Source organism: Corallococcus sp. AS-1-6, from assembly GCF_020037015.1.
Lineage (GTDB): Bacteria > Myxococcota > Myxococcia > Myxococcales > Myxococcaceae > Corallococcus.
Window position 1 is genome coordinate 77,949 of sequence record NZ_JAIQDE010000009.1, and the last position, 22,391, is coordinate 100,339.

The 22,391-nt window shown below is 72.5% G+C and carries 15 protein-coding genes; 7 read left to right on the forward strand and 8 right to left on the reverse strand.

The annotated features are described in order from the left end of the window. Positions 1-71: 71 nt before the first annotated feature. The gene (locus K8612_RS14625) at positions 72-914 is read right to left on the reverse strand and encodes a sterol desaturase family protein (RefSeq protein ID WP_223762707.1); all 843 of its coding nucleotides are present in this window, start codon (positions 912-914) and stop codon (positions 72-74) included. Positions 915-1,059: 145 nt separating this feature from the next. Between K8612_RS14625 and K8612_RS14630 the strand changes: the two genes are divergently transcribed. Then, entirely contained in the window at positions 1,060-1,770 is a 711-nt protein-coding gene (locus K8612_RS14630; protein ID WP_223743987.1) for a TetR/AcrR family transcriptional regulator, read from the forward strand. Here the strand turns inward: K8612_RS14630 and K8612_RS14635 are convergent, their stop codons facing one another. From K8612_RS14635 to K8612_RS14645, 3 genes are all read right to left on the reverse strand, one after another. Beyond that, on the reverse strand, positions 1,771-2,754 hold the full coding sequence (locus tag K8612_RS14635) for a sensor histidine kinase (RefSeq protein ID WP_223743986.1): 984 nt from the start codon (positions 2,752-2,754) through the stop codon (positions 1,771-1,773). Between the two features lie 318 nt (positions 2,755-3,072). Further along, positions 3,073-3,948, reverse strand: a complete 876-nt coding sequence (locus K8612_RS14640) for a hypothetical protein (protein WP_223762708.1) — start codon at positions 3,946-3,948, stop codon at positions 3,073-3,075. Between the two features lie 352 nt (positions 3,949-4,300). Further along, positions 4,301-5,689, reverse strand: coding sequence for a serine/threonine-protein kinase (locus tag K8612_RS14645; protein WP_223743984.1), 1,389 nt, complete (start codon positions 5,687-5,689; stop codon positions 4,301-4,303). A gap of 262 nt (positions 5,690-5,951) precedes the next feature. Here K8612_RS14645 and K8612_RS14650 point away from each other — a divergent pair, with 262 nt between their 5' ends. Next, positions 5,952-8,216, forward strand: coding sequence for a PAS domain S-box protein (locus K8612_RS14650; RefSeq protein WP_223744040.1), 2,265 nt, complete (start codon positions 5,952-5,954; stop codon positions 8,214-8,216). Beyond that, positions 8,213-10,027: an OPT family oligopeptide transporter gene (locus tag K8612_RS14655; RefSeq protein WP_223762709.1), complete on the forward strand. Its 1,815-nt coding sequence runs from the start codon at positions 8,213-8,215 to the stop codon at positions 10,025-10,027. The genes K8612_RS14650 and K8612_RS14655 overlap by 4 nt, the downstream gene beginning before the upstream one ends. Before the next feature lie 31 nt (positions 10,028-10,058). Here K8612_RS14655 and K8612_RS14660 read toward each other — a convergent pair whose 3' ends face one another. Continuing rightward, a complete protein-coding gene (locus K8612_RS14660) occupies positions 10,059-13,976 on the reverse strand; it encodes a serine/threonine-protein kinase (protein WP_223762710.1) in 3,918 nt (1,305 codons plus the stop codon). A 365-nt stretch (positions 13,977-14,341) separates the two neighbouring features. Here K8612_RS14660 and K8612_RS39240 point away from each other — a divergent pair, with 365 nt between their 5' ends. Both K8612_RS39240 and K8612_RS39550 read left to right on the forward strand, forming a co-directional pair. Next, positions 14,342-15,907 carry a Tox-REase-5 domain-containing protein gene (locus tag K8612_RS39240; RefSeq protein ID WP_223762711.1) on the forward strand — a complete coding sequence of 522 codons (1,566 nt, stop codon included), beginning with the start codon at positions 14,342-14,344 and terminating at the stop codon, positions 15,905-15,907. A 12-nt stretch (positions 15,908-15,919) separates the two neighbouring features. Next, entirely contained in the window at positions 15,920-16,678 is a 759-nt protein-coding gene (locus K8612_RS39550) for an immunity 52 family protein (RefSeq protein WP_223762712.1), read from the forward strand. A 56-nt stretch (positions 16,679-16,734) separates the two neighbouring features. On the opposite strand, the gene K8612_RS14675 is transcribed toward K8612_RS39550, so the two are convergent. Further along, the gene (locus K8612_RS14675; RefSeq protein WP_223762713.1) at positions 16,735-18,249 is read right to left on the reverse strand and encodes a Do family serine endopeptidase; all 1,515 of its coding nucleotides are present in this window, start codon (positions 18,247-18,249) and stop codon (positions 16,735-16,737) included. A gap of 414 nt (positions 18,250-18,663) precedes the next feature. Here K8612_RS14675 and K8612_RS14680 point away from each other — a divergent pair, with 414 nt between their 5' ends. Together K8612_RS14680 and K8612_RS14685 are read left to right on the forward strand one after the other, a co-directional pair. Continuing rightward, positions 18,664-19,125, forward strand: coding sequence for a response regulator (locus tag K8612_RS14680; protein WP_223743978.1), 462 nt, complete (start codon positions 18,664-18,666; stop codon positions 19,123-19,125). A 59-nt stretch (positions 19,126-19,184) separates the two neighbouring features. After that, positions 19,185-19,985 carry a glutaminyl-peptide cyclotransferase gene (locus K8612_RS14685; protein ID WP_223762714.1) on the forward strand — a complete coding sequence of 267 codons (801 nt, stop codon included), beginning with the start codon at positions 19,185-19,187 and terminating at the stop codon, positions 19,983-19,985. Positions 19,986-19,991: 6 nt separating this feature from the next. Here the strand turns inward: K8612_RS14685 and K8612_RS14690 are convergent, their stop codons facing one another. Together K8612_RS14690 and K8612_RS14695 are read right to left on the reverse strand one after the other, a co-directional pair. Beyond that, positions 19,992-21,755: a carboxypeptidase regulatory-like domain-containing protein gene (locus K8612_RS14690; protein WP_223762715.1), complete on the reverse strand. Its 1,764-nt coding sequence runs from the start codon at positions 21,753-21,755 to the stop codon at positions 19,992-19,994. A gap of 32 nt (positions 21,756-21,787) precedes the next feature. Further along, a complete protein-coding gene (locus tag K8612_RS14695) occupies positions 21,788-22,324 on the reverse strand; it encodes a metal-dependent hydrolase (RefSeq protein ID WP_223743975.1) in 537 nt (178 codons plus the stop codon). Between the last annotated feature and the right edge of the window lie 67 nt (positions 22,325-22,391).

Here is a 22,391-nt window from a genome sequence, read left to right on the forward strand (position 1 = left end):
GTAGGCCCACGGCCCCGGGAGCCCCGGCCTGACTCCGGAGCCCACCGTGTGACGGCGGGGCCCGGCGGACCTCAAACCGCCGGGCGCGCCTCGGGCTCCGAGGGGAGGGAGGGGGCGGGGGGCGCGACCGCCAGCCGCTCCCCGATGCGCGTCAGCCCCTCGCCATCGCGGGCGCGCGCATGCACCCGTGGATAGTCGGCGAACGTGGTGCCCAGCCACCGGTCCAGCACCACGGTGTACAGGCCGTAGTGCCCCTGGTAGCGCGCGTGGTGCAGCGCGTGGAACGTGGGGGTGAAGAAGACGCGGCCCACCCAGGACGTCACGAAGCGCTTCGGCAGCCACTCCGTGTTGCCATGCCCGAACGCGTTGAGGACGTAGTTGGTCAGCATGTAGGCCAGCACGCCCACCTGCGTGCCCGGGAACACGTGCAGGGCCGCGAAGTGCAGGCCGAGCCCGCCGACCATCAGCACCACCCGCTCCGCCACGGAGAAGGACAGCGCGGTGAGCGGCTCCGTCACCTGCGCCACGTGGTGCTGCGCGTGGAAGCGGTAGAAGCGCGGGTGGTGCAGCAGCCGGTGCGTCACGTAGAACCACACCTCGAAGCCCACGAACATCCACGCGTACGACCACAGCGCCGTGGACAGGCTGAACGGCGCCATCAGGGGCCCGGTGAAGGACCGGAACGCCCCGATGAGCACCGCGTCCGTCAGCACCACGCCCACCGCCGCCAGCGCCTCGCTGCGCAACTGCCCCTTCGACAGCTCCCGCCGGTACACCCGGAAGCGCGCCGCCAGCCGCGTGCGCCACACCCCCCAGCCGCCCGCCACCGTCAGCAGCTTGAGGGTCCCCGAGATGAGCAGGACCACCAGGAACACCCTCAGCGGCGACGGATTCTCGGGCAGCAGCGGATGCATCACGGACCTCGCGAAGGCCAGCACACCTCCGGGCCAGGCATGCCCGGACACCCCCATGGATAATGCCCCTCCGTGTCTATTGTCAAATCTGACAATAACAAGGGGTGCGTTGAACGACGGGGCCCGGTGGCTAGGATGCGCCGGGATGGCACCCAGGCGTCCCCAGGGCCGGGCTCCGGCCCGGCGCACCTCCGCTCCCCGTCGTCCCGCGAAGCCCGCCGCGCCCCGCAAGCGGCGCACCCCGGAGGAGGCGCGCGAGGCCATCCTCCAGGCCGCCGAGCCGCTGCTCGTGGAGCAGGGGCCGGACCGGGTGGGGCTGCAGGCGGTGGCGAAGGCGGCGGGGGTGAGCCACGCGCTCGTCACGCACTACTTCGGCACCTACGAGGCCCTGGTGCGCGAGGTGCTCCTGCGCCGCAACGAGCTGCTGGCCGCGTCCTTCCGGGAGCACCTGCTCGCGGCGGAGGCGCCGCCGGACGCCGGGGCGCTGCTGGAGCGCTTCTTCACCGTGGTGCAGGAGGGCCAGCACAGCCGGCTGATGGCGTGGGCGCTGCTCACCGGCCGCGCCGAGCACATGCCGTTCGTGCGCGCGCAGGGCCCGCGGCTGCTGGCGGACGCGCTGGAGTTCCAGGCAGGCCGCGTGGCCCAGACGCAGGGCACGCCGCCGCCCTCGCGCGACACGGTGGACATGACGCTCATCGTGGCGCTGTGCGCGTCGCAGTGGTTCCTGCTCGCGCGCGAGGTGCTGCTGCCCGTGCTGGGGCATCCGGTGGACGCCGCGTCGGACGCGCGCTTCCGCGAGGTGCTCGGAGGGATGCTCCAGCGCTCGCTCGGGGTGAAGCCGCCCGGCGGGGGCTGATCAGGTCCAGTCGGCCTGCGAGCGCTGCGCCTGCACGAAGGCGCCCGCCACCGGCAGGGTCACCCGGAAGACGCTGCCCCGGCCGGGCGCGCTCTCCATGGTCAGCGTGCCGCCCAGCGACGTGACGATGCCATGGCACACCGCGAGCCCCAGCCCCGTGCCCACGCCCAGCGGCTTGGTGGTGAAGAAGGGGTCGAAGATGCGCTCGCGGTGCTCGGGCGCGATGCCGCAGCCGGTGTCGCGCACCTCCACCAGCACGTGGCCGGGCTCGCCGGGGCGCGCCACCACGCGCACCTCGTTGCCCTCCGCGTTCCCCGGCGGGATGGACTGCGCCGCGTTGAGCAGCAGGTTCAGGAACACCTGCCCCAGCCGCGAGCCGTTGCCCTGCACCGGCGGTACGCCGTCGCACTCCACCACCAGCCGCGCGCGGTGCCGCAGCTCGTGCATGGCCATCTTCGCCGCCGTGCGCACCACCGCGGCCAGCTCCGCGGGCCCGCTGCCCACGTCCTCCGCGCGCGACAGCGTCTGCAGGTCCCGCACGATGAGCCGGATGCGCTCCGCGCCGTCGCGCGTCTCCGCCAGCGCCTCCAGAATCTCCTGCCGGTCCTGCTCCGACAGGCGCTCCTTCTGCTGCAGCTCCTGGTGGATGTACTCCAGGTTGCTCAGGATGAAGGCCAGCGGGTTGTTGATTTCATGGCCCACGCCCGCCGCGATGCGCCCCAGCGCGATGAGCCGGTCCGCGAAGAGCAACTGGGCCTGCGTCGCGTGCAACTGCTCCAGGCTGCTGGACAGCTTCGCGTTGGCGGCCTCCAGCGCCGCGGTGCGCTCGCGCACCGTCTCCTCCAGGAGCCGGTTGTCCGAGCAGGGCGTCTCCACGGCGCACCGGGTCCTGGAGTCGGGGCCCAGGCGCTCGAAGGCCTGGCGGAGCGTGCCCCGCCGCCGCGTCATCGCCGCCAACCGCCCCACCTTCGCTCGTAACGTCATCGCGGCCCGCTCCACCCACGTCCAACCGCGGCCGTCACCGCTCCTCGTAGCGGAGGTTCCCTGCTTCCGGGCCACGGCCTGTAGACGGCCATCCAACACCGCCGCCCCGTGCCCGGCAAGGTGTGCGCGGGTCCAGGATGCCGTCGGGCCGACACCGCGTGGGCGTCACGTCCCGGCTGTCATTTTCCATTGGGGGGTCGGGCGCGCGGGAGGGGAGCTCACCGCACGCCCGGCGGCTTCTGGACACGCGGCCCGAGGTGATGCCGGGGCCGTCCATGTCCAGCGCGCTTCACCACGGGTTCAACAGGTGCTTCCGCTTCAGACGCCGCAGTCCGCGCGGCAGCTCTCCGCCGTGGTGCCGGGGCCCGCGTGCTCGGTGAACTGGCACACGCCGTCGCCGCAGCGGAACAGCTCCGTGGGCTGCACGCGCGTGGTGATGGCCGGGTACGTCTTCCCGTTATACGTACAGTGCGTGTAGTAGGGCTGGCTGGGGTCGGCCTTGGTGCAGAACTGCGAGCAGCTTCCGATGTTCGTGATGGGCGCGCAGGCGTCCGCCGTCAGCGACAGGCCGCACGCGCGCGTGGTGCTCTCCGCCGCGCTGAAGTCGCGGTCGCGCGCCGCGAACAGGCCCTCGTTGGTGAAGAGGTTGCCGAAGAAGCACGCCTCCTTCGCGCTGAACTGCGACAGCTCCTCGGCGGAGTAGGGGATCGCCGCGCCATCGGCCGTGCGGCCCAGCACGGACAGCGCGATGTGCAGGCCGTACTTGTTCGCGTGCGCCGCCAGGCACGCGCTCACCGCCTGCTGCTCCGCCACCGTCGCGGCCTTGCCCGCCGCCCAGCCCGGCGCCAGGCCCAGGGCGCCCGGCCACGTGTACTTCACCCCGGTGGTCGTGGACTGGAAGGTGCGCGTCTGCCCCTCGGGCACCGAGCACTTCACGATGTACGCCATCACCATCGGCGCCGTGTCCGCGTTCTGGTTGAACCACTCGTTGAAGCCCTGCGTGGACAGCCCGTTGACGGTGAGCCCGTTGACCGTCAGCCCGTTGACGGTGAGCCCGTTGACCGTCAACCCGTTGACGGTCAGCCCGTTGTCCACCTGCTGCGCCTGGTCCACCGACGCGGGATCAGCCCCCATCATGGCGTCCTCCGGCATCGCCCCGCCGCAACCCACCAGGGCGAACAGCGCCCCCGTCATCAAGGCCGCCTTCAGGGGTTGGCGTGAGGCAACTCGGTTCCACCACTCGCTGCATCCACTTCCAGGCCGAAAAGCAGGGGTGAGGCGCATGTAGGGGCTCCCGCTCGAGGGAAGTCGGAGGTCCGACTTCCAGAATGTCAGGCAGTCCAGGCTTTCAGCCAGAAAGGTGCTGAAACTGTCAGACAGGGGAATCGTGACGGATTCAGGATCTAAAATAAATACGGCTTCGTCAAAAAATTATGGTGTGGGTCCAATTCTCACGGGGCCAGACGTGTGCCGGTGAAGGGAATGGAGCCACAGGGCTGAGGTGGGGTGCTACGGGGGAGGAGGAGGCGGGGACGGCGGGGACGGCCTACGGCGGAGGAGGAATCTCGAGGAGCTGGGACGCGGGACGCGTGATGGCGAAGCCACCGGGGTCCCTTACGTTCCAGGTTGCCACATGCGTGACCGGGCCGCCTACCACCTCGGCCTCGCCGGAGTCGCCGCGTGTCTCCGCCTCACCCTGGTGGAGGCAGAGGTGGACGCGGGCGTGGACGGCCTCGGCCAGACGCTGGGCTTCGGCTTGCAGGTCTCTCAGGGGTTGGAGGGCCTGCGCGGGGCTGCCGCCGGCGGTCAGGGGGCGCACGCCCAGGAGCGCGGTGCCCGTCTGGAGCGCCAGGGTGAAGCTCTCCGCGCGCAGGCCCTGCTCCAGCGTGTCCATGACGGTGGCGAGCGCGGCGTAGGTGGTGTCGTCGTCCAGGTCCGAGGCGGGGAGCACCACCTCCGCGTTCACGGCGAGCACGAGCCGCGTCTGGCTCTCCACCTGGTTGGGCTCCTCCGTGGCCTCGCGCAGGGCGGTGAGGAAGGCGTTCACGCTGGGGTAGCGGCGGGTGGCGTCCTTGTCCAGGCAGCGGAGCACCACCGCGTCCACGGCGGGGGACACCGGGGCCTTCACGCTGGGGCGCGGCGGCGGGGCCTCCAGGTGCATGCGCTCCAGCTCCAGGCGATCATCGGACTGGAAGGGGTAGCGGCCGGTGAGCAACTGGTACAGGAGCACGCCCAGCGCGTACACGTCCGTGGGCGGCCCGATGCTCCCGCCGCGGAACTGCTCGGGCGCCATCGCGTGCGCGGTGCCCAGGCGCTGGCCGGCGGTGGTGAGCCCCTCCTGGCCGGGCTCCTGCTGGATGAGCTTCGCGATGCCGAAGTCCAGCAGCTTCAGCCGGGGCTTCTCCCCCTCCTCCACCACGAGGATGTTGCTGGACTTCAGGTCCCGGTGCACGACGCCCGCGCGGTGCGCCGCCTCCAGCGCCCCGCAGACGGGCTCCAGGTACGCCAGCGCGCGGGACGCGGACAGCCGCCCGCGCTCCTGCACCACCTGGCTCAGCGTGCGCCCGGAGAGCAGCTCCATCACGTAGTAGGGGCTGCCGTCCGGCATCAGCCCGAAGTCGTAGACGTCCACGATGTTCGGGTGGTGGATCTGATTGACGACGCGCGCCTCGCGCACGAAGCGCTGCAGCATCTCCCCCTGGTCCGCCAGGTGCGAGTGCAGCACCTTCACCGCGGCGTGCCGCCCCAGGATGCGGTGCTCCGCCTCGTAGACGCTGCCGTGGCCGCCGGCCGCCAGCATGGACTTGAGGACGTACTCACCCGCCAGGGTGCCCGGCCCGCGCTCGGCACGGGTGGGTGTGTCGTGCCCCTTGTCCGGGGCGCTCGCGTTCGCGCGCGCCTGGATGCGGAAGGTGCTCTCGGAATCCACCGCCATGAATGCCCCGCACCCTACCATCCACGGGGTGGGTCGCGAGTGCCCGTGCCGGGTGGGGGGCCCTGCCTGCCTGCCTGGCCGTTCACCAGGAGTCAGGCTCATTGTCCTCCGGGTGCAGGGGACGTTCATTGGAAGCCGTTGGGGTATGGTTGCGGTCCGGCCCAGGACCTCGGGCCCACACGGAGCGCGGCGTCATGCACGACAGGCGGCGAGGACACGGCCAGCCCGAGCGCAGGGGGACGTCAGGGGGCTTGCATACATGATGACGTTGGTGGACGAGCTCACGACCTGCGCGGGCCAGTCGGTGACGGCCCCGTCCTCGACCGGGGCGTGCCTCATCCTCATCAGCACCACGACGCCGGCGGCCATTGGCAAGGCGTACCGGTTGGAGCCGGGCGAGCACGTCATCGGGCGCGGGTCGGAAGCGGAGGTGCGCATCGACGATCACGGGGTGTCGCGCAAGCACGCGCGCATCCTGCGCAAGCCGGATGGCTCGTGCCTCGTCACGGACCTGGAGTCCACCAACGGCACGTTCCTCAACGGCCTGCCGGTGTCCACCGCGGAGCTGCAGGAGGGCGACCGGCTCCAGGTGGGCACGGTGACGGTGTTCCGCTTCTCCCGCCGCGAGGTGCTGGAGCAGCGCGAGGAGCAGCTCCGGCAGGCGCTGTCCGCCGCGCGCGTGGGCATCTGGGACTGGAACGCGAAGACGGGGCAGGTGACCTGGAGCGAGCACGTGGACCGGCTGCTGGGTCTGGCCGTGGGCAAGCTGTCCGGCCGCGCCATGGACCTGGATGAGGTGGTCCACCCGGCGGACCTGCCCCGCCTGCGCGCGAACCTGGCCACGGCGCTGGCGCAGCGCTCGCAGGTGGACGTGGAGTACCGCATCGAGCCCGCGGGCAGCGGCTACCGCTGGATTTCGTGCAAGGGCGACGTGCTGCTGGACGCCGCGGGGCAGCCCGCGCGGGTGACGGGCACGGTGATGGACATCACCGCGCGCAAGCAGGCGGAGCAGGAGCTGCACCGTCAGGCGCTCATCTTCGAGAGCATCTCCGACGGCGTCGTCATCACGGACCTGGCGGGCGGCGTCATCGACTGGAACACCAGCGCGGAGCGCATGTTCGGCAGGAGCCGCAAGGAGGCCATGGGCCAGACGCTCTTCAGCGTGCTGCACCCGGGTGAGCCGGACCGGCTGACGGGCGCCATCCTCACCGCGCTGGAGGTGCACGGGCGCTGGAGCGGGGAGCTGGAGTTCAAGCGCGCGGACGGCATGGCGTGCGTCTGCGAGTCCGTGGTCGTGCCGCTGCGCGACGCGGAGGGGCGCATCATCGCGAACATCATGGTGCACCGCGACCTGAGCGAGCGCCGGCAGCTCCAGGCGCGCCTGGTGGTGGCGGACCGGCTGGCCAGCGTGGGCACGCTGGGCGCGGGCGTGGCGCACGAAATCAACAACCCGCTGGCGTACATGCTGGTGAACCTGCACCTCATCCGCGAGGGGCTGGACAAGCTGGAGGCGCAAGGCGCCCCGTCGGAGCCGGTGGCCTCCATCCAGCAGTTGGTGCGCGAGACGACGGAGGGCGCGGAGCGCATCGCGACCATCGTGCGGGACCTGAAGGTCTTCGCGCGCGGCGAGCAGGAGTCGCGCCCCATGCCGGTGGACGTGCGCCGGTCGGTGGAGCTGGCGTGCAAGATGGCGGACAACGTCATCCGCCACCGCGCGCGGCTGGTGACGGAGTTCGAGCCCGTCCCCGCGGTGGAGGCGAGCGAGGCGCGGCTGTGCCAGGTGTTCCTGAACCTGCTGCTCAACGCGGCGCAGGCCATCCCGGAGGACCCGTCCTCCGTCACCGAGCACGAGATTCGCGCCATCATCCGCCCGGGCGAGCCGGGCAAGGTGGTGGTGGAGGTGCGCGACACCGGCGTGGGCATGACGCCGGAGGTGCTGGGGCGCATCTTCGACCCGTTCTTCACCACCAAGGCGGTGGGCGTGGGCACGGGGCTGGGGCTGTCCATCTGCCACGGCATCGTGGAGTCCATGGGCGGCGCCATCCACGCGGAGAGCACGCCGGGGCGGGGCAGCACGTTCCGCGTGGTGCTGCGCTCGGCGGCGCACGAGCCGGACCTCTACCCGCGGCTGTCCACGACGGCGCCGGCGGGGGCGCGGGCGCGCATCCTGGTGGTGGATGACGAGCCCAACGTGACGGTGGCGCTGCAGCGCTCGCTGGCCTCCGAGCACGAGGTGTCCACCGCGAACAGCGCGCAGGCGGCGCTGCGGCTGGTGAACGAGGGCGGCCGCTTCGACCTCATCCTCTGCGACGTGATGATGCCTGGGATGACGGGCATGGACCTGTACTTCGAGCTGGGGCGCTCGGTGCCGGAGCAGGCGGGGCGGATGGTGTTCATGACGGGGGGCGCCTTCACCCCGCGCACGACGTCGTTCCTGCGGGACGTGCCCAACCTCAAGCTGAGCAAGCCGCTGGACCTGGCGCAGTTGCGCGAGCTGGTCGGCCGCTCGGCGGAGGCGGCTCGATGAGCGCCTCCTCCGGTCACCCCGCCGCTCCTCCGGAGGTCGCGGCGGGGCCGGAGGCCCCCGCGGCCGTGGCGGCGGGGATGGGGCTCGCGGGCGCGCCGGCGCCAGAGGGCCGGGAGTGGACGGCCCGGTCGCTGGGGATGGGCCTGCTCATCGGCGCGCTGCTGGCCGTCACCAACCTCTACATGGGGATGAAGACGGGGTGGTGGGACTCGGGCTCCATCACCGCGACGGTGCTGGGCTTCAGCGGCCTGGCGGCCTATGGGCGCAGGCGGGGCGTGCCGTACACGCCGCTGGAGAACAACCTCACGCAGACGGCCGCGTCCTCGGTGGGCGCGATGCCCGCGTCGGCGGGGCTGCTGGGCGCGCTGCCGGCGCTGGCCTTCCTGGGCATGAGCGTGCCGGGCTGGGGCATCGCGGCCTGGGGCGTGGTGCTGGGCGTCCTGGGCGTGCTGGTGGCGGGGCTCTTGCGGCGGCGCCTGCTGGAGCAGGAGGCGCTGCCGTTCCCCACGGGCATCGCCACGGCGGAGCTCATCTCCACGCTGCACGCGGCCTCGCCCTCGGAGGCGCGGGACACGCCCGCGGGCCGGGGCCGGACGCTGGTGGGCGCCGGCCTGGTGGCCATGGCGCTCACGTGGATGCGGGACGCGCGCGGGTGGCTGCCGGGGATGGTGGCGCTGCCGGGCCGCGTGGGCGGCGTCGGGCTGGATGCGCTGACGTGGGGCGTGGGGATGAGCCCCATGCTGCTGGCGGTGGGGATGATGACGGGCCTGCAGTTGGCGCTGAGCATGCTGCTGGGCTCGGGGCTGGCGTGGGGCGCGCTCGCGCCGGGGCTGTTGGGCGCGGGCGTGGTGGCGGGCGCGGGGTACGAGCCGCTGTCCGCGTGGCTGATGTGGCCCGGCGTGGGGTTGATGCTGGGCGCGGCGGTGGTGTCGCTGGCGGCGCAGGCGCGGGACTTCCTGGGCGCGGCGAAGGACCTGCGCTCGGTGGGCACGAGCCGGGGCGGGCTGCCCCGCTGGAGCCTGGGCGTGGCGGCGGCGGCGTGCGTGCTGGCGGTGGTGCTGGGCGGCGTGCTGTTCGGGCTGGGCGTGCCGTCGATGCTGCTGGCGCTCGCGCTGCTGGTGCCGCTGTGCGCGGTGTGCGCGCGAGGCGCGGGGCAGACGGACGTGTCGCCGGTGAGCCAGATGGGCAACCTCACGCAGGTCGTCTTCGGCGTGGTGCGGCCCGGGGAGCTGTCGCCCAACGTGGCGGCGGGTTCGGTGGTGGCCAACGCGTCAGCGCAGATTGGCGTGAGCCTGTGGTCGTTGAAGGCGGGGCACCTCCTGGGCGCGTCGGCCTCGCGGCAGCTCGCCGCGCAGTTGGTGGGCGTGGCGGTGGGCGCGCTGGTGTCGGTGCCGGCCTACCTGCTGCTGGTGGACGCGTACGGGTTGGGGACCGCGGCGCTGCCGGTGCCGGCGGCGGCGCAGTTCCGGGCGGTGGCGGAGGTGTCCGTGCGAGGCCTGGCGGGCCTGCCTCCGTACGCGGGGTGGGGCGCGCTGGTGGGCTGCGCGGTGGGCGCGCTCCTGACGCTGGCCGCGAAGGGCCGCGCGGCGCGGTGGCTGCCGTCGCCGGTGGCGATGGGCATCGGCTTCCTCACGCCCGCGTACTTCGCGGTGACGCTGTGCGTGGGCGCGGGGCTGGCGGCGCTCGCGCGGAGGCTGTCTCCCAGGGCCACGGACGCGCACGTGCCCGCGCTGGGCTCCGGCGCGCTGGTGGGCGAGTCCCTGATGGGGCTCATCATCGCGGCGACGACGGCGCTCTCCCGGTCGGCGTAGCGGCCGGTCCCGGCGCCCGCGCAGGCGCCCGTTACGCCGCGGGCGTGAGGTCCCGCACCCGCTCCAGCGAGCGGCGGATGCGGTCCTCCATCAGGTTCGGCATGTGCGCCGCGCGCGCCAGGGCCTCCCCGAGCGCGAGCATCGCCTCCGCGAAGTCGCCCCGGCGCCAGGCCGCGAGCCCCATCATCTCCAGGACCTCCAGCGGCTCCTGCTCCACGGAGGCCTGGGCGGAGCGCTCGCGCAGGGCGTGCCACTCCTCCACGGTCGCGTCCTTGGAGGCCAGCTCCACCATGGAGAAGAGCACCTCCTCCGACGGGCTCAGGTTCACGCCGTGGCGGTTGGTCGCCATCGCCTGCCGCACCTGCTCCAGCAGGTCGCGCGCCCGGTCGTGCCGGTCCGTCCACGCCATGGCCCGCGCCTGGAGCAGCAGGGCCCAGGGGCGGTGCGCGACCTCCGGGTGCCGGCGCTCCAGCACGATGGCCCGCGCGATGTGCGGCGCCGCCGCCTCCACGTCGCCCGCCTGGTAGTACAGCTCGCCCAGGTTGTACTCCGCGAAGTACTCCCAGCCCACCACGCCCAGCTCGCGCCCCAGTTGCATGAAGCGCTCCTGGTCCTTCAGCGCGTTGGCCAGGTCGCGCCGCGCCACCCTGAGGTTGCGGCGGTTGTTGATGGCCGAGCCCAGGTGGAAGCGGTCGCCGCGCTCCGTGCACGCGCAGATGAGCTCGTCCAGCACCCGCTCCGCGGCGTCGATGTCGCCCAGGCTCGGGAGGATGGCCACCAGCAGGAGCAGCGCCACCACCAGCGTCTCATAGCCCGCGTCGCCCAGCTTCCGCGCCCGCTCCGCCGCGGCCTCCAGGGTCATGAGCGAGTCCATCCACTCGCCCTTGCGGAACTGCGTGCGGCCCAGCGCCAGGAGCAGCCGCGCCTGCACGTAGGGCGACGTCACCGTCTCCGTCAGTTGCTGCGCCTCCTGGACCCGCGCCTCGCTGCGCGCGTAGTCGTTCACCCAGTCGAGCGCCACCGCCTCGTCGAGCAGCAGCTCCACCACGGCGCGCGCGTCCCCCACGCTGCGCGCGCGCTCCCGCGCGATGGCGAAGTCCGTGAGCGAGTCCTCGTACCGGCCGATGCGGTAGCGCATCAGACCCCGGCCCCGCAGCGCGGTGAGCCTGCGCAGCTCGTCCTCGGGCTCGATGAGCTCCAGGGCGCGCGTGTACATGGCCTCCGCGTCCAGGTACGCGTGACGGCCGCGCGCGGACTCCGCGATGTCGATGGTCAGCGCCGCCGCCTCGTCGCGCAGGCCCGCCGCCGCGGCGTGCAGCGCGAGCCGGGCCAGCCGCTGGCGCTCCTGCGCGCCCGCCGGGCTCAGGTAGTGGCGGTACGCGGCGTGGTGGATGCGCGCCTTCTCCTCCGCGGGCAGGCCCGCGACCACGGCCTCGCGCACCAGCTCGTTGCGGAAGCTCAGCCCCTCCGAGCGGTGCTCCACCAGGAGCCCCAGGTCCAGGAGCCGCCGCGTCGCGTGCCCCATGTCCAGCGGGAACTGGGCCGCGGCCCCGTCGCGCTCCAGCTCGCGCACCACGCCGTCCGCCGCCGTGCCGGTGAAGGTCCCGCCCAGCAGCGCGCACAGCCGGGCATGCGCGGCGAGCGCCGGGGGCAGCGCGCCCAGCTCGCGGTCCGCCAGCCACTCCACCAGCCGCAGCTCCGGCAGCCGGTCCAGCTCGTCCGTGACGAGGTACCAGTTGCCGCCCGGCGCGCGCTGCCGCACCAGCCCCTGGCGCTTGAGGCCGCGCACCAGCTCCACCAGGAACAGGGGCACGCGCTGCGCGCGATCGATGATGCGCTCCACCGCCTGCGCGGGCACGTTCTCCACCGGCTTGAGCAGCGCGCGGCACAGGGCATGCGCGTCGCCCGGGGCCAGGCCGGACAGGGGCAGGTCCAGTTGGCGGGCGGCGCGGGCGCCCCACGCGGGGCGGCTTTGCTCGAAGCCCGGGCGCACCAGCACGCAGATCCACAGGGGGACGCGCGTCTCCGCGAGCGCCGCGTACTCCAGCGCGTCCAGCGCGGTCTCCTCCGCGAAGTGCGCGTCGTCCACGATGAGGCACAGGGGCCGCTCGCGGGCGTGCGCCGCCAGCAGCTCGCCGGTGGCGCGCATGGCCAGCGAACGCAGCGCGCCCGGGGCCGCGGCCCAGCTATGCAGCTCCGGCCCGCCCGGCGCGTACCACCCGAGCGTCGCGGCCACGCCCGGCCACAGCTCCATGCCCAGCCGGGTGCCCAGCCTGTCCAGGATGGCGGTGCGGCCGTCCTCCTGCGTGTCGGTGTCGTCGCGGTCGAAGCCGTGCAGCGCCACGCGCAGGAGCGTGCGCAGCGTGCCCTCCGGGTCGCCCTGCACGGGCTCGCGCGAGCGCAGGGTGTGGACGCGCGCGTGCGGCAGCGCGGCCCTCAGGCGCAGGCCCAGCGTGGAGGCCAGGTGGCTCTTGCCGTGGCCCCGGTCGCCGCGCACGGTGACGATGGTGGGCGCCGTGTCCGACACCGCGGACCGGGCGCTCTCCAGGAGCTGCTCCAGCTCCATGTCGCGGCCTACCAGCATCGCGCTGCCCAGTTGCAGCACGGTGACGTCCGGCCGGGGCGCGCCGCCCGAGGGCGCGGGGCGCATCAGCCCGGACCGGCCCGGCACCGGCAGGCACGGCACCTCCGGCACGGCCTCCGCGGCGGCGTGGGACAGCAGGGGCCCGCGCGGCTCCGCGAGGTGGGGGTAGCGGTCCTCGCGCGCGAAGATGGCGCCCAGGTAGCGGGGGGCGCCGTCGCGGCGGCGCTGCACGGTGACGGAGGCCACGTCCACGAGCGACACCGGGGCGAGTCCCCGCTCGGCCAGGCCTTCGGCGGCGCGCAGGGCGCGGCGCACGGGGTTCTCTCCCACGTCGGGGTCGAAGACGCCCGCGAAGCGCTCGCCCTCCGCGAAGGCCATGTGGCCTCCGTAGGCGGCCAGGGCCTTCTGCATCGCCACGGGGTTGGCGCGCGAGAAGGTGAACAGCACCGCCACCGAGCGGCGCGTCTGGGCGGGGCGGACCTCGGGCAGCAGGGTGAGCCGGGGCGCGGGCTGCACGGCGGACTGGCCCGCGTGGTCCAGCGCGGCGCGCAGGGCCTGGGCCACGGCGGCGGCGTCGCGGGGGCGGCGCGCGGGCTCCTTGGCCAGGCAGCGCAGCACGACCTCCTCCACGGGCGGCGCCACCGGGGCGTACTCCGACGGAGGCGGGGGCCTCAGCGACAGGTGCGCCTGGAGCACCTCCGTGAGCGAGCCGAAGAAGGGAGGCCGGCCGGCGATGAGCTCGTAGAGGATGACGCCCAGCGCGTACACGTCCGTGCGCGCGTCCAGGACGGCGTGGCCCGCGCACTGCTCGGGGGCCATGTATTCGGCGGTGCCGGCGAAGGAGGACGTGTCGCCGGGCGTGCCGTCATCCGCGAGCGCGCCGGGGGCCGGGCGCTGCACCAGTCCGAAGTCGAAGACGCGGGCGCGCTTGTGGGCGTCGTCCAGGAAGACGTGCTCGGGCTTGAGGTCGCAGTGCACCAGGCCGTGCGCGTGCACGACGGCCACCGCCTCCAGGAGCGCGCTGGCGCGAGGCCCGAACTCCTGCGGCGACATGGGGCCGGACACCCGGGCCATCCAGTCCGCCAGCGTGGGCAGCGGCACGTACTCCATGTCGACGAAGCGCTGGCCGCCGGGCAGCGTGCCCACGGCATGGAGCGCGGGCACGGTGGGCGGCCCGATGACGCGCAGGGCCTCCGCCTCCCGGGCGAGCTGCGCCTCCGCGAGCGCGATGCCGGGGCGCGCCAGCTTCAGCGCGATGCGGTCACCCTCGGTGCCGTCGGCGGAGCGCTTGTGCGCGGCCAGCAGCACGCCGAAGCCACCGCGCGCGATGACCTTCTCGCAGCGGTAGCCCGGGACGTCGGGCACGACGAGCGAGGCATCGGATGGCGGAGCGACGGGAGGCGAGACGCCGGGCGGGCACGGCGCATGAGAGCCCTCCCAACGCCGCCCGCATGTGAGGCAGCGCGGCACGGTCGCCACTCTATGCCACCGCCGCCGTGATTGCCGAACCCCCAAGGCCCGTCATTCGACGGACGCGTGAAGCACTCGTCAGAAGTCCTCGCAGGCCCGGAGGGCTTCCAGGCGTCGCGCCCTGTGAACCACGCGACACCGGACATCCAGGGCAGCCGGAGCGTCAGCGGGTCGGCCGCGCACCGGCTGCGTCATTGCGCACCGCGACGCGCAAGGATGTCAGGACTCCCTGCTAGCCCTGTTCACCAGGAGGAACAGGCATGAGAGGGATTCAGTCGCCAGGGTGCGCGTGGCTGGGCTTGCTGCTCCTCGCGGGGCTGGTGGGCTGCGCGGGAGGGCGTGCCGGTGCGTTGCCGGTGGGGCTGCACGGCTACGCGCGCTATCACAGCGCCTCGCCGGCACCGCTGCATGGGGGCTCGGCCTCCGAGGGCGCGGGCGGCACGGTGGGGGACGCGGCGCCGGTGCGGCTGCCTCCGGGGACGGTGCTGCTCGGGAGCGCGCAGGAGCGAACGCGGCAGGCGGTGGAGCTGGGCCTGCTGGAGGTGGACGCGTTCGAGAAGCTCCTGGTGCGCGCAGGGCTGGAGGCGCCGCCGGCCCCGCGCAATCCCTTCACGCCCGAGGACGCGGCGGAGGTGCTGAACCGGCTGATGGAGAGTCCGGTGACGCTGGGGACGTATCCGCCTCGCATGGCGGCGGGCTTCGTGCTGCGCGAGGTGCTGGAGGGCGGCGCGGTGTCGCGCGAGGAGCTGGCGCGCCGGGTGGAGCGGTTCGTCCGGGAGCAGGTGGCGGTGCTGCGGCCGGACGGCTACCTGGCCTGGGCGCTCGATGGGCGCACGCAGCAGAGGGTGGGGGCCGTGCAGTGGAGGGACGGGACCTTCCGCGCGGGGAACTTCGAGCTGGGGCGCTTCTACAGCGGCAAGGGCGGCGTCTTCCGTCACGTCGATGCGCGGCTGCGAGCCTCTGACTGGAGGCCGCTCGCGGAGGTGTACGACGACGCGGATGTCCTCGGCCGCTCATTGGATGGGGCGGAGGACGCGTTCGTGGAGCTGTACCACGGCCTGGGGCAGCTCCTGTCCCATCCTACGGACAGCCTCGCGAGCCTGCGCCATCTGCCGGAAGGCGTGGCGGCGCTCATCGCGTCCTCGCCCGCGTACTGGGAGCGCTTCCGCTACATGACGGAGGGCGAGCAGATCCGTGAAGCCGCGCGGCTGACCACGAACGTCGTCATGCTGTGGGGGACGGCCTCCGCGACGACGCGCACGTTGACGCGAGCAGCGGCGGGAGTGGAGGCCACGGTGCCCGTGCTCGCGGTGTCCGCGGAGGGGATGCTCCGTGTCGAGCGCGTCGCGGTGCCCGTGGGACGCGCGGCGGCGGTGCTGAGCGGAGGGCCCGGGGCGGCCATCGTCCTCCAGAAGGCGAACGTGGCGGCGGCGCCGGACGAGCCAGGGCACTGGGGGCCCGCGAAGGAGTCGATGTCCGACCGGGCCCGGCGCTACCAGGAGCAGATCTCCGGGCACTCGGCGGACGAGGCGTACTGGGTCGGGGACGTGAAGTTCGACGGCTTCCGGGACGGAGTGCTACGGGAGGCCAAGGGCCCCGGCTACGCGAACAAGTTTTCCGACATCCTGGCGCCGAAGCGGTGGTTTAAACGCACGGGAGCGGAGGCACTCGCCAGGCAGGCGAGACGGCAGCTCGAAGCCGTTCGAGGATTGGGGGTTCGCATCGAGTGGCACGTCGCCGAGGAGAAGGCCGTGAACGCAATCGAGATGCTCTTCGAACGCGAAGGTATCCAAGGGATCCGGATCGTGCACACTCAAGCACGCTAAGGAGGGAACGCCGTGACCGCTACGGACAGGCCCTGGACTCGTATCGAGACGTACTACGCAGGGGCCTATTGGGGTGCGCGCAGGGAGGTTCCTGAAGACTGCGGGCGGCGAACCGCGAAGCTCCTGGAGCTGTTGGCTCCGTGTGACCCGTTCCTTGCGCACTGGTACAAGCCCACGCGGTCGCTCAAGGACGAGCGCAAGTTCCCCCTGTTGCCGTCAGACATGCCGACGCTCACCGAGATGTTTCGGCGAGGCGTCAACCGCGAGAAGGGGAAGCCGGTCATCGAGCAACTGGGCTTCAGTGTCACCTTTGGTAATGGCGGAGGGGACTACGATCGATCGGCCCTGAAGATCCTCTGTGGGTGTTACTCCGAAGTCGTCCCCAACTGCTGCGTGCTGAGCCTGCCCACGCTCGGGCGAAGTCCGAACGCCGAGCGCGTGATCTCCGCTCCCGTGCTCACGGATGCGGTGCGCAGCATGGCGGTGGCCATGGAGCCGGACTGGGCCGTGGCCGGCTCTGATTCGCACCGGGCGCTGGAACCCGAGGACACCCGGGCAGGCCCCTGGGTCGGCTGGGTGACCTACTTCTCCAAGCAGCGCGGCATCGTGCCCCCACTGCCCGCGCCCGTGCGCATCGAACCCGTGGAGGACCAGGGCACGCTCATCATCCTGACCCCGGAGCGCTTCACCGTGGCCAACCCGGAGCACGTGGCGCTGGCCCGGCGCGTGCGCGAGCTGCTCGCCCGGGCCGGGCTCATCCAGCCCCGCTGAAAGCAAGACAGCGCGCTCCACCCGGCCGGTGGAGCGCGCCAGCCTCAACCCCGGTCCTACCGCTGCGGCACTTCAAGCGCGCGCAGGAGCGACCCGTCCTGTCCCAGCACCCGCGCGCGCAACAGCAGCGCGGACCCCGGCTCCGCGGACGTCAGCGCCTGCGCCGCCTCCGCGACGCCGGACACCTTCTGGTCCCCCACCTGCGTCAGCACCATCCCGGGCGCCAGGCCCGCGCGCTCCGCGGGGCTGCCGGACTCCACCGCCACCACCTGCGCGCCGCCGCTGCCGTCCTGCGCCTCCGACAGCCGCAGGCCCAGCCGCTTCGACAGGGGCGCGGGCGTCGAGTCCCGGGGAGTCACCTCCTCCTCCCCCCGCTGCGTCGGCCGGGTGCCCAGCTTCACCGGCACCTCCATCGCCTTGCCGCCGCGCACCAGGCTCACCTTCACCTCGCTGCCCGGCTTGAGCAGGGCCACCGCGCGCGTCAGCGCTCCGGCGGAGTCCACCGCGCGCTCGCCCACCGAGGTGATGATGTCCTCCTCGCGCAGGCCCGCCTTCGCGCCAGGGCCGCCCTCGCTGACGCCGGCCACCACCGCGCCCTTCGCCGTGTCCACGCGCAGCGCGCGCGCCAGCTCCGGCGTGAGGTCCTGCACCGCCAGGCCCACCCAGCCCCGGCGCACCACGCCTGTCTCCTGGAGCTGCGGCAGCAGCGCCTGGATGAGGTTCGCCGGCACCGCGAAGCCGATGCCCGTCGCGCCGCCGATGATGGCCGTGTTCATGCCCACCACCTCGCCCTTCATGTTGAAGAGCGGGCCGCCGGAGTTGCCCGGGTTGATGGCCGCGTCCGTCTGGAGGAAGTCGTCATACGGACCCGCGTGGATGTCGCGCGCCCGGGCGGACAGGATGCCCGCGCTCACGCTCGACGCGAGCCCGAACGGATTGCCAATGGCCATCACCGGGTCGCCCACGCGCAGGCCGTCCGAGTCCCCCAGCTTCACGAACGGCAGGTTCCCGGACACGCCCTTCAACTGGAGCAGCGCCACGTCCGTGAGCGAGTCGCGGCCCAGCACCTCCGCCTCGAACGCGCGCCCGTCCTCCAGCTTCACCCGGACGGTGTCCGCGCCCTCCACCACGTGGTTGTTCGTGAGCACCAGCCCGGACGGGTCGATGACGAAGCCCGACCCCAGCCCCTGCTTCGCGGGAGCGCCGCCCCCGCCGAAGGGGTTCTGCCCGCCCGGCATGCCGAAGCGCTCGGCGAGGCCCGGGGGCAGGCCCTGGATCATCCCGCCCATCGCGGGCCGGGCGCGGGCCTGCACCTCCACGTTCACCACCGCCCCCTTCACCGTGTCCACCAGCGGCGCCAGCGACATGAGCGCGCCGGGCGACCCCGGCGTGGGCGAATAGACCGCCGGCTCCACCTTCGCCCCCGAGGGCGTGGTGGCCGTCTTCAACGACAGCGTGGGGCGCGCGGGGGGAGCCACGTCCGCGGCCGGCTTGCAGGCCCCCAGGGCGACCAGGGGCATCAGCGTGAGCGCGCGGGCAAGGTGGCGGCGGGACGGAAGCGTGCGGACCATCGTGCGTTCTCCTTGGGTGGCGGCCGGAAGCGGGTCTTCCGGACGGGATGGGAAAGAAAGAGTCGAACCGGATGCGGTGGGCACCCTGGGAAGGAGGCAGCGGTCCCGTTCCACCAGCGACACCGGGAGCCACCGATGGCCCAGCTGCCTGAAGGGAGCTCTTGGAGGAAGCCCCGCATCCGGTCCGACGCCCGGACCTCAATGCAGTCCGTGGGCCAACCCCTCCAAACCCCGCTTCAGAGGGGAGCCATGCCCCGGGAGGCCCCGGCGCGCGGGGCAAAGTGCCCCAGCCGGGGCATTTCGCCCAGGGGCGGCATGCCCCACGCCCCACCCCGGCGGCTTTCTCCAGACATGGCACGGCGGATGCTCATGGAGTGACAGGTCCCCGTCCAACCCCTCCAGGAGTTCACGCCCATGGTGCACGAGCAGTCAGAAGGAGTCGCGCGCGGCGCGGCCTGGGAAGACCCTTCATCGGAGCTCGCGAGGCCCCCGCGCATCCTGGTCGCGGATGACCAGACGGAGATGCGCACGCTCATCCGCAAGATGCTGGTGCGGCGCGGCTATGAAGTGGTGGAGGCGTCGGACGGGCCGGAGCTGGTGCGCGTCCTCGTGGAAGGGCTGACGGCGGAGGAGTCGCGCGCGCCCGACCTCATCATCACGGACGTGCGCATGCCGGGCTTCACGGGCCTGGAGGTGCTCGCCCGGCTGCGGCGTGAGCAGTGGACCACGCCGGTCATCCTCATCACCGCCTTTGGAGACGTGCAGTTGCACCGCGAGGCCCTGCGCCTGGGGGCCGCCTGTGTGCTCAACAAGCCGTTCGACATGGACGAGCTGCGCGGCGCGGTGGAGGTGGCCCTCGCGGTGACGCGCGAGTGACGCCGCCCCGGGTGATGGCGCGCTAAGGTGGCGCGGTAACGCCTGCCGCAAGGAAGCCCATGCGCCGCCTCCCCTGGTCCCTGTCGTTGTCGCTCCTGTCCCTGGCATGCGCGCCCACGCAGCGCCAGACGCCGGACGCGGGCGCTCCGGAGGCAAGGCCCCAGCGGCTGGTGGCGAGCATCGTCCACGCCTATCCGCACGACCCCACGGCCTTCACGCAGGGGCTCCAGTTCCACCAGGGCCAGCTCTACGAGAGCACCGGTGGGAAGGGCGACCTGCGCCGCATCTCCTTGGAGCAGGCGGCGCCCCTGTGGAGGCAGTCCCTGCCGGACGTGTTCCCGGAGGGGCTCGCGAGCGACGGCGAGCGGCTGTACCAGCTCACCTGGCAGGACGAGACACTCTTCGTGTGGAACGGCGCCCCGCCCGCGCAGGAGCAGCAGGTGGAGTACGACGGCGAGGGCTGGGGCCTGTGCTACTGGCGGGGCCAGTTGGTGCGCAGCGACGGCACGGCCACGCTGCGCTTCCACGACCCGAAGGACTTCCACGTGAAGTCCCAGGTGCAGGTGACGGCGCAGGGCGCGCCGCAAGAGATGCTCAACGAGCTGGAGTGCGCGGAGGACGGCGTCTACGCCAACGTCTGGCATTCCAACAACATCCTGAAGATTGATTACGCCACGGGCCGCGTGCTGGCGGTCATCGACGCGTCGGCGCTGGCGCGGGCGGTGAGCGGCCGGGTGCGCAGCTACGAAGCGGTGCTCAACGGCATCGCGCTGGAGCCCGGCACCGGCCGCCTGTTCCTCACCGGCAAGCTGTGGCCCGACCTCTTCGAGGTGACGCTGGCGCCCGCCGCCACGCCGTAGCCCGCGTCAGCGCGAGTAGCGGAAGGACACGGTGCCCGTGCTGGCCGGTGGCACCTTCAGGTCCCACGTCAGGCCTCCCGTGGCGTCATCCCGCTGGACGCCGGGCGTGGCGCGGACGAGCCGGCTTCCCTTCGGCCAGGTGTCCAGCACGCGCACGCTCATGGGCACGGGATACGGGTTGGGCACCCGCACGGTGACGTCGTGGACCTCGCGCGAATGCCACTCCACGGGAGCGCGTTGCTCGGTCCTCTCCGCGCGGACCTTCGGGTCGGTGCCGAGCGGGAGGGTGAAGGTGCTTCCCTGCCCCAGGGGTAACAGCTTCACGGATTTGTGGGGCTGTCCGTCCACGGCCAGCGGGACCCACTCATGCATGATCAGCTCGCGGGTCGGCGAGGCATGGACTTCCGCGACGAGATAGGTGGCGGTGTCCTGCGCGGGAAAGACCTGGCGGTGGACCGTCATGGGCCAGGTCTCCGTGAACAGCGGGAAGCGGGGCGCGGTCCGGTCCCGCAGGGTTTGCCGCCCCGGAACCGTGAGACGCCAATCCGGAACCCAGGGGGCGTCGAGGACGGGAGCCGCCAGTCGCGCGAAGTCCCGGGGCGGAGGGATGGTCGCGGGTTCGGGCTGACCGATGTTCGTCATGACGAAGTCCATGAACACGGGGTCCAGCCGTATCGCGTTGGGACCACACCCGCCCTGGGACTCTCGCGAAGGGGGCGGAGGCGGCTCCGGATCCGGCCCCGCTCCGGTCCAGAGTCGCACATCGACTCGCACGGTGCTGGCTCGGGGAATGTCCATCCGTTCGCGCATCCAGGGCCTGACGTCCTCGCGCTGGAAGGACAGCCTGTAGCCCGCGGACGCAGGTGGCAGATCGGTGATGCGGTACTCACCCCGCACGTCCGTGAACGTGAACACGTCAGTCCGGAGGTGTTCGGAGAAGACGTTGACCACCACATCCTTCAGTGGCGCTCCCGTGTTCACGTCCAGGACCGTTCCGGTGAGGACCGTGGGAGGGGCCTCCGGCTGGCGGGACTCCGGATGGGCCCAGATGGGCGCGGTGGAATACCCGATGGCGCCGAACATCTGGCGACGTTGCGCTGACTCCTCCTCCAGCGCATCCGGCTGGTCCAGCCACACCGGAGTAGGTCGGGGAGCGTCGAAGACGGGACTGGATTGTCCAGGGGCGAAGTGGAAGAGGGCTTCGTTCCAGTCGGCGCCTGTATTCTGGAAGATTTGCCCCCGGAACTCCGCCTCCACCTGGGAGTCTTGACTTCGCACGGAGAGGGCGGGGAGGTATTTGCTTTTGACGGCTGGAAGGAAGTAGCTCAGCACCACCCTCGTGGCGCCTGTTCCCTCCAACATGGCGGCCACCTCCAGCGCGGAAGGCGAAGGCCGGGTGGCCAGGGATTCGGCATGCGCCGCGGCCCGGTACCAGTCCATGGGAGGCGAAAACTCCTCATCCGCGGAGGAGCGGGGAGGCCCCACGGCTTCAATTGCCGCACGGACCTCCTCGGCGGTGAAGGCGGGCACGTAGGTAGGGCGAAGTTCGACGCGCTGGACCTCGGCGCCTTCCGCCTGCACGCGCACGGAAGAGGCCTCCAGCTTGCCCATCAGGAGCGGCCACACGACGCGCTCCGTGCCAGCCAGGTTCACGAGGGTGGTCCGCTCCACGAGCGTCCGGTCTTTATAGACGGTGACCGTGGTGTCCTCCGCCTCCACGGCCGCGCCCAGCACCCCCACGAGCAGCACTCCCAGCCCCAGCAAGCCCATGGCCGCATTCTGGGGCGGCGTCTGCTTTCAGCTCAATGGGCTTGCGAATCGGCCTGTCTGGAAAAGCGCCGCCGCACGGTCCGGACCACCTCCGCGTCCCAGCGCGGTGACAGCAATTCCAGCGCGGTCCTCCGGAAGGGCAGGGCGCACGCCAGACACGCCAGCGTCGCGGCCAGCCCGATGAGCGTGTTCTGCCAGGAGGCCAGGTCCCACTGCCCGGACCACGACCACGGCTCCATGCTTCGCGGCCACAGGTAGTGGATGGGCCAGCCCGGCCCGCTGCCGGCGAGGTCGCACAGCAGATGCCCGTGGAAGGCAGCCACCGACAGCAGGGCCACGGCTGCCCTTTGCCTCGCCAACGCCGTACACACCGCCAGGGTGACGAGCGCTCCCACGTAGCCATGGAAAATCACGTGGTGATAACGCGAATAAAACTCTTCACCCGCCAGCAATGACAAACCATCCAGATCCGGCGCGAGTCCCGCGCAGGTGACCAGGACGCGGTCACGCCGTTCGCGCAGGCCTTGGGCGAGGAGCCAGGACACCTCGGCGTGGACGATGGGATTCATGGGTGTGCACTAGCGTACGGCAGTCCGGGCCCACGGCGAAGGTTCCCGGGGCAATACGTTGAGGAAA